2 protein-coding genes are annotated in these 9,093 nt (G+C 39.8%); one reads left to right on the top strand and one right to left on the bottom strand.

What is annotated here, in order from left to right; all coding sequences use genetic code 11:
• Nucleotides 1-6,262, bottom strand: a 6,262-nt coding sequence (locus tag ACFO3O_RS22290) for an Ig-like domain-containing protein (protein ID WP_379983033.1), incomplete at its 3' end; no start/stop codon positions are given.
• 875 nt (nt 6,263-7,137) lie between these two features.
• On the opposite strand from ACFO3O_RS22290, the gene ACFO3O_RS22285 reads away from it, so the two are divergent.
• Nucleotides 7,138-8,733 carry a peptide chain release factor 3 gene (locus ACFO3O_RS22285; protein WP_379983032.1) on the top strand — a complete coding sequence of 532 codons (1,596 nt, stop codon included), beginning with the start codon at nt 7,138-7,140 and terminating at the stop codon, nt 8,731-8,733.
• The last annotated feature ends 360 nt before the right edge of the window (nt 8,734-9,093 follow it).

Genomic DNA, 9,093 nt, shown 5'->3' with positions numbered 1-9,093 from the left:
CATCAGGGTTGATCGTTACTGTTCCATTAGCTGGATCCGTAACATCGGTTACTTCGACATCTGAATCTGGATCAAAACCGTCATTGTCTAATACCGCGATATCTACTGGCGTATCCTCTGGTGTCGTAGCCGTATCATCCATGATATCCTCTACTGGAGTCACTGTGACTACTACGGTAGCGGTTTCAGTGGTCGTTGATCCATCAGGGTTTGTTACGGTGACTGTATAGTCAAAGGTATCTGTTCCGTTAAAATCAGGATCTGGTGTGTAGGTCACCGTTCCATCAGGGTTGATGGTCACTGTTCCATTGGCTGGATCCGTGACATCTGTTACTTCGACATCTGAATCTGGATCAAAACCGTCATTGTCTAATACCGCGATATCTACTGGGGTATCCTCTGGTGTGGTCGCCGTATCATCCATCACATCATCCGCTGGAGTCACTGTTATGGTTACCGTTGCGGTGGAAGTATCCCCATTACTGTCTTCTATCTGATACACTAACTCATCCTCTCCATTAAAATCAGGACTAGGCGTATAATCTATAGTATCATCGGTAGGATCATCTGGCGTATTATTATCATTTACGGTAGCTGTTCCATTAGAAGGCCCAGAAATAATAACTATAGTTCCTGTGGAAGGTCCATCTGTACCAAAATCATCATCATTGGTTACATCAATATTTACTGGTGTATCTTCTTGAGTAGTCGTTGTATCATCCTCAGCATCTGGAATTTGATTTGAAGAATTTACTGTAACAGTTTCTACATAAGTACATCCATTTGCATCCGTTACAGTGATCGTATAATCTCCAGAATCTAAATCTGTAATCATAGGGGTTGTTTCACCGTTACTCCATAAATACGTGTATGGAGGCGTTCCTCCTGAAGCTACAACAGTCGCTGTACCATCATCTGCGGTGGCTCCATTCTCATTTGTTGTTGTAACGTCTCCTGTAACCGGGGTGTTTGGCTGCATCACTGTTGCATTTACAGTAATGGTACATCCATTAGCATCTGTAACGAGTACTGAATAAGCTCCGGCAACTACGTCTATAATATCTTCGGTAGTTTCTCCATTACTCCAATCAAATGTGTATGGGAAGGTACCACCACTTACTGTTAAGTTAAGAGAACCTGTATCTTCAGCGTGACACAATACGTTATTTACAGCAATACCACCACTTAATACACTTGGCTCGTTGACGGTCACTGTAGATTGTGCGGTACAATTTGTAAAGCCATCCGTTACAGTAACGGTATACGTCCCAGCAACTAATCCTGTGATATCTTCGGTAGTAGCACCATTACTCCATGAATAGGTAAAAGGACCTACACCACCAGTGGTATTAGAAGATGCAGTTCCGTCTGAGAATCCGTTACAACTTACATTAGTGGCGCTTGTGGTAATGGCTAAATTCTGACAGCTCCCTTGATTAACAGTCACTGTATTCATAGCCTCACAACCATTAGCATCTGTCACCGTTACATTATACGTATTTGGTGATAAACCAGTAATGGTCTGAGTCATTTCTCCGTTACTCCATACATAGGTATACGGTGGCACACCACCTGTTGGATTGGCAGTCGCCGTTCCGTTGTTTAATCCAGGACCTGTCTCATCGGTAGATGAAATCGAAACCCCCACTGGGCTTGTTGGTTCTGTAATCGTTACACTTTGCTCAACAGCTAAACATACCGTTCCGTCTATCGTGACACTAACCGTATATACACCAGCTGATAAATTACTTAATGTACTCGCAGTCACCCCAGCATCTACCTGACCTGTATTCCAAGTAAATGTAAATAGTGCACCTGCGTTAGCATTTGAACTAGCACTTACCGTCGTACTTCCAGTATTTTCTCCAGCACAAAGCACATCAGTTACATCCTGAATTGAAATAACTGCATCACAAGTGTTAATACAATCTATAACAACACTTTGTGTTAACATGCAACCGTTTGCATCTGTGACTGTAACACTATGTGCTTCATCACTAAGATTAGTAGCAGTAGCTGTTGTCTGACTGCCCGCACTAGCACTCCATAAATAGGTGTATGGTGGAGTTCCACCAGTGACTGTAGCAGTGGCTTCACCATCTAAACAACCTTGGGCTGTTGTGGCATTGATTTTTGTAATATTGATTCCTAATGCACTATCAGGTTCTCCAACTGTAAAGCTATTTGAAATAGTACATCCATTAGCATCCGTAGCAACTACAGAATAGTTACCCGCTACTACATCTGAAAGATCTTCTGTCGTCTCACCATTACTCCAAGCATAGGTGTATGGTGGTGTTCCGCCATTTACTGTAAAGTCAATAGCGCCTGTATCATCTCCATTACACAATACATCTACGGCAGTTCCTGAAGCTGATAGTGCACTATTAGGCTGCATCACTGTTGCATTTACAGTAATGGTACATCCATTAGCATCTGTAACGAGTACTGAATAAGCTCCGGCAACTACGTCTATAATATCTTCGGTAGTTTCTCCATTACTCCAATCAAATGTGTATGGGAAGGTACCACCACTTACTGTTAAGTTAAGAGAACCTGTATCTCCAGCGTGACACAATACGTTATTTACAGCAATACCACCACTTAATACACTTGGCTCGTTGACGGTCACTGTAGATTGTGCGGTACAATTTGTAAAGCCATCCGTTACAGTAACGGTATACATCCCAGCAACTAATCCTGTGATATCTTCGGTAGTAGCACCATTACTCCATGAATAGGTAAAAGGACCTACACCACCAGTGGTATTAGAAGATGCGGTACCATCAGAGAATCCGTTACAACTTACATTAGTGGCGCTTGTGGTAATGGCTAAATTCTGACAGCTCCCTTCGTTCACAGTTACTGTGTTCATGGCCTCACAACCATTGGCATCTGTTACTGTTACAGTATACGTATTTGGTGCCAAACCAGTAATGGTCTGAGTCATTTCTCCGTTACTCCATACATAGGTATACGGTGGCACACCACCTGTTGGATTGGCAGTCGCCGTTCCGTTGTTTAATCCAGGACCTGTCTCATCGGTAGATGAAATCGAAACCCCCACTGGGCTTGTTGGTTCTGTAATCGTTACACTTTGCTCAACAGCTAAACATACCGTTCCGTCTATCGTGACACTAACCGTATATACACCAGCAGTTAAATTACTTAGTGTACTAGAAGTTACGCCTGCGTCTACCTGACCTGTGTTCCAAGTGAAGGTAAATAAAGCAGCTGGGTTCGCATTTGAACTCCCACTTACCGTCGCACTTCCTGTATTTTCTCCAGCACAAAGAACGTCTGTTGTATTTTGAATAGCAATCACTGCATCACAGGTATCACTACAATTGATAATAACACTCTGTACTAATTCACATCCATTGGCATCCGTAATTGTTACTGAATGAACTCCCGCTCCGTTTCCATTGAAATTTCCAGGTAAGTTCGTTGCTGTCTGAGTGGTTTGACCTCCAGCACTTGCACTCCATTCGTATGTGTACGGAGGTGTTCCACCTGTTACAGTAGCTGTTGCCTCTCCATTTAAACAACCTTGAGCCGTAGTAGCATCTACACGGGTAATGTTGACACTTAACGCATTGTCTGGTTCATCAATAATAAAACTATCTGAAATCGTACATCCATTAGCATCCGTAGCAACTACAGAATAGTTACCCGCTACTACATCTGAAAGATCTTCTGTCGTCTCACCATTACTCCAAACATAGGTGTATGGTGGTGTTCCGCCATTTACTGTAAAGTCAATAGCGCCTGTATCATCTCCATTACACAATACATCTACAGCAGTTCCTGAAGCTGATAGTGCACTATTAGGCTGCATCACTGTTGCATTTACAGTAATGGTACATCCATTAGCATCTGTAACGAGTACTGAATAAGCTCCGGCAACTACGTCTATGATATCTTCGGTAGTTTCTCCATTACTCCAATCAAATGTAAAAGGAGGTGTTCCACCATCTACTGTAATATCAATAGAACCTGTATCTTCTCCAAAACAAGTAACATCTGTGATTTCTTTATCTGCTGTAATGGCAGCTGGTTGACCAACAGTTGCTGCACCATTACCAACAATAGCACCACAAGCATTTCTAACAATTACACTATAAGAACCAGCTGCAATATCAATTAAATCCTCTGTCGTAGCTCCGTTACTCCATTCAAAAGAATAAGGAGGAGAACTTCCGGTAACGGTAAGTTCTATTCGACCAGATTCCTCACCAAAACACAGTACTGCAATGGGTTGAATACTTATTTGGACACTATTTCCTGGCTGATTAACAACAAATGAATCCGATTCTGTACACCCATTAGCATCAGTGACTGTGACAGTATAATTTCCCGCTACTACATCCGAAAGATCTTCTGTTGTCTCTCCATTACTCCAAGCATAGGTGTATGGTGGTGTTCCACCGTTTGCTGTAAAGTCAATAGCCCCTGAGTCATCTCCGTTACACAAAGCATCTGTAACATCACCCGAGGTAATTAAAGTACTTTGAGGTTCCGTAACTATAACATCTCTTGTAATCGTACACCCATAATCATCGGTCACTATAATGGTGTAGGTTCCCGCAGCCAAATCTGTAAGATCCTGTGTAGTTGCGCCATTACTCCAAGAATACGTATAAGGAGGCTTTCCACCAGTAACAGTAATATTTATTTCTCCGCTGGTATCATCTTTACAAAGAACATCTGTAACGTCTATTGGAATCACAATATCCAGATCATCAATAACAACAGCCGTAGCATTTGTATTCTCGCATCCTGAAAATGAGTTTCGGACTTTAATTTGATAAGTTCCTTCAGAAAGCCCTGTAAATGTTGGACTTGACTGGTATGTACCACCATTGATAGAATACTCAAATTCTGGACCAATGGGAGCCGTAACCACGATATCTGTGAGTCCATTATCATTACAATTTAAATCAATGGTAGGCATATCTGGCAGTTCCACAAAAGTGAGTGTTACTGTTGCGGTGTCACACACATTGGTATTGGGTGCTGGAAGACATACTTGATATTCAAATGTAACATCTCCTAAGAACCCTGGAGATGGCATATACGTATAGGTACCATCTGGATTAAGCGTAAATGACTGCCCTGCAGGTGTAGGACCAGATACTAATGAATACGTAGAATTTTCGGGTACATTATTTTCAAGATCAATATTTCCACTAAAAGAGCTGTCTAAACAACCCACCTGCTGAGAATCCACGGCATACGTCTGAAGAATAAACAATTTACCATCTCCGTGGTCATTAGATGCCGCAACAAATTCTACACGAGAAATTTTAGATCCTGTGGGTGCAATATTATTTAACTCAAAAAGAGCAATCGCAATCGTCTGACTGTTATCTTGCTCTCTACCTGATCCCCAATAATCTGAACCACTGGCAGGTGGCGAAAATCCACCATTACGTAAATCACCACTCGTTCTTACAAAAGTTTCTCCTAATTTCTGATCAGGTCCTCCTCCTGCAGGAGTTCCCCACATTTCGATATAAAAACAGTTATTCCCCCCTCTTTCCGTAACCGCAAGAATAGCATCTGCATTTGACGGAATAGCTGGGTCGTAAAATAATGTCTGTTTTTGAGCATTGGTGGTTTGGGTGGCAGGAAAATTTAAACAAATATTTGCCCCATTAGGATTTGATGTAAAATAATGATTTAAGTTTTTATCCTGAAAAGCTGAAAGCGCAGCATTATCCCATGCATTCGAATCATTTATAGGTAATGTTGCTGTTGAACTCGTTCCTATAAGCTGACTTCCATTAAGAATAATCCCATTAGGATTATGCCCACTTGGCCCTAACCGAGTAAGCTGATACCCTGAGGGTACTACAAACGTATTATACACCTCAGATCCTACAGTGATAGACTGAATGGTTGCTGGATTATTATTTTCGTTAAAATCTATATCACCATTATTATTCGTATCCTGAACATCTGACCATTGAAAGGTAACGCCAGAAGTGATAGAGGGTGATTGTGTTTGTGCTTCTACAGAAAATGAAAACAAAAACATCATTGCAATAGCACTGAATATCATTTTCTTGCACATCCGTAACTCAGGAGCTACTACTGCGTTCTTAATAAACAAAGGATTTGATCCATGCTGATTAAGGAAAGATTCTTTTCTTAAACGTAAGTAATGTATCTTCATACTAAATATATCTAAAAATGACCCCCACACCTTAAGGAATTCCTTGTGATAGGTGCCGAATGTCGTTTTGTAACTTTTCTTCATAGTAGGTTGTTAAACCAAATTAATTCACAGCATCAAAAAACCACATGAGTTTAAAAGTGCTGCTTATCCTTAATAATAAATACTAGTTGAGAATTGGATTCTTAAAAGAACCTAGAAAATGTAATCGCGTTACACATTTTGTATAACAGCTTCCCCCACGAGTACAAAGAACATTCTGTCCGATTGTATACTCTACCATAATATTCAAAATTTATATTTTTATTATAAACTATTTAAGTGTTAATATTCAAGTTGGGTAAGCCAAATATATTTCATTAATTTAAACCGAAAATATATTATCCTACTTTTTAGACCTTTGCATCCAAAACATCGACCAAATACACAAATTATGGCTTTTCCGTAGGGTTTTGTGAGGATTACACACTTTTCTCAAAACCTCTTCCAAATTACGGTTTTTACGTAAATAACATTTACATAAATTCAACTAAATTCCGTGTTTTCAGCAGTTTATACACGCTTTCGCGAAAGCAAAAAAAGTAGTGAAACCACCGAAAAAACCGTACTAATAAAAACCACGTAGTTTTACGGGGTATTTTTAACAAAAGTGACAAAACAAAAAATAAGTGCCTTAAAACATCCAAAAATTACCTCTAAAAATAGCCCAACATCTTCTTATTTTAGCGCTCATTTTTCATGTGTTTTTTTTCGAAATATTCTAAAAATGTCACCACGTAATACGTCATTACTTTTAAATACATACTACTTTTTTATATAAAATTTAAGGTTCATTATTCGTTATAAAAAGAGTTACTATTCGCAAATGTGTATAGAAAACTCATTTTTTGTGGGTATATACGTAGTTTTTTACACGATGGTTTCCTGTATATTTGCATCAGAAAATTTAGCTGTCATTCATGAGTGTAAAAGACGAAATCGCAAGACGTAGAACCTTTGGAATTGTATCGCATCCTGATGCTGGAAAAACCACCTTAACTGAAAAATTATTACTCTTTGGAGGAGCCATTCAAGAAGCAGGAGCTGTCAAATCCAATAAAATAAAGAAAGGGGCGACTAGTGACTTTATGGAGATAGAGCGCCAACGTGGAATCTCTGTCGCTACTTCGGTATTAGCATTTGAATATCAAGGAACTAAAATTAATATTTTAGATACTCCTGGGCATAAGGACTTCGCAGAAGATACCTTTAGAACACTCACCGCTGTCGATAGTGTGATTGTGGTTATAGATGTTGCAAAAGGTGTAGAGGAACAAACTGAAAAACTCGTCGAAGTCTGCCGTATGCGCAACATTCCCATGATTGTGTTTGTGAATAAATTGGACCGTGAGGGAAAAGACGCTTTCGAATTACTCGATGAGATCGAACAAAAATTACATCTCTCCGTAACGCCTTTAAGTTTCCCGATAGGAATGGGCTATGACTTTAAAGGGATCTATAATATTTGGGAGAAAAATGTCAACCTTTTTAGTGGCGATAGCCGTAAAAACATCGAAGAAACTGTAGAAATATCTGATCTTCAAGATAGTGTGCTTGACGAATTGGTGGGTACCAAAGCCGCCAACACCCTAAGAGAAGAGCTAGAACTCGTACAGGGAGTATATCCCGATTTTGACAAACAAGCCTATCTAGATGGAAGACAGCAACCTGTATTTTTTGGATCGGCGTTGAATAGTTTTGGGGTTCGCGAACTCCTCGATTGCTTTGTTGAAATTGCCCCTACTCCACGTCCTAAGCAAAGTGAAGAGCGCCTCGTACATCCTCACGAAAAAGATTTTTCAGGCTTTGTCTTTAAAATCCATGCCAATATGGATCCAAAGCATAGAGACCGCCTCGCCTTTATAAAAATTGTATCTGGTGTTTTTGAACGGAATACCCCCTATTTACATGTGCGTAACAAGAAGAAATTAAAATTCTCAAGCCCAAATGCCTTTTTTGCAGAGCGTAAGCAAATTGTCGATATTTCCTATCCAGGGGATATCGTAGGTTTACACGATACAGGAAATTTTAAAATTGGAGATACCCTTACCTCTGGTGAAGAAATTCATTATAAAGGAATTCCTTCGTTTTCACCAGAACATTTTCGATATATTAACAATGCAGATCCTATGAAATCCAAGCAATTGGCCAAAGGCATTGACCAGTTGATGGATGAAGGGGTTGCACAATTATTTACTTTAGAACTCAATGGCCGTAAGGTGATTGGAACCGTAGGAGCGCTACAATACGAAGTCATCCAATACCGATTGGAACATGAATATGGTGCCAAATGTACGTACGAACCCCTCCATGTACATAAAGCCTGCTGGGTAGATCCTGAAGACCCAAAAAGTGAAGAGTTTAAAGAATTTTTACGCGTTAAGCAGCGATTTATGGCAAAAGACAAAAGAAACCAATTGGTATTTCTAGCCGATTCTTCCTTTAGCTTACAAATGACACAGCAAAAATACCCCTCGGTAAAAATGCATTTTGTAAGCGAGTTTGATGTGGCCTAAAATCAGTTTTGTTTTTTAAACAGGCGTATTTTGCTTTAAATATCAGAAAACGACCATAGACATGGCTGATTTCTAAAAATCGCTTACAAGCGTTTTAATGAGGTTGGTTTTTTTAGAATCATAATAAATATCTATTATTGAATATGCAATAATAAGATTTTGCTATGATTTTCTTTCGCGAACCTGTCTCGCCGGCAGACAGGAGCGGACTCAGAATTAAAAGCATCAAGAATGGTAATGTGGTCAAATATAGTTGGTGGTTTTTTCGTTTAGATTGTTTATTTTGTCGGCATTGGTTCGAAGAGGAAATAAGCTCTGGTGGAGACCAACTTATGAGCAATAGAATCAATCTTATACAAT

It is taken from the genome of Dokdonia ponticola, assembly GCF_042653865.1.
Lineage (GTDB): Bacteria > Bacteroidota > Bacteroidia > Flavobacteriales > Flavobacteriaceae > Dokdonia > Dokdonia ponticola.
This window is presented reverse-complemented; position numbering and strand designations above follow the sequence as displayed.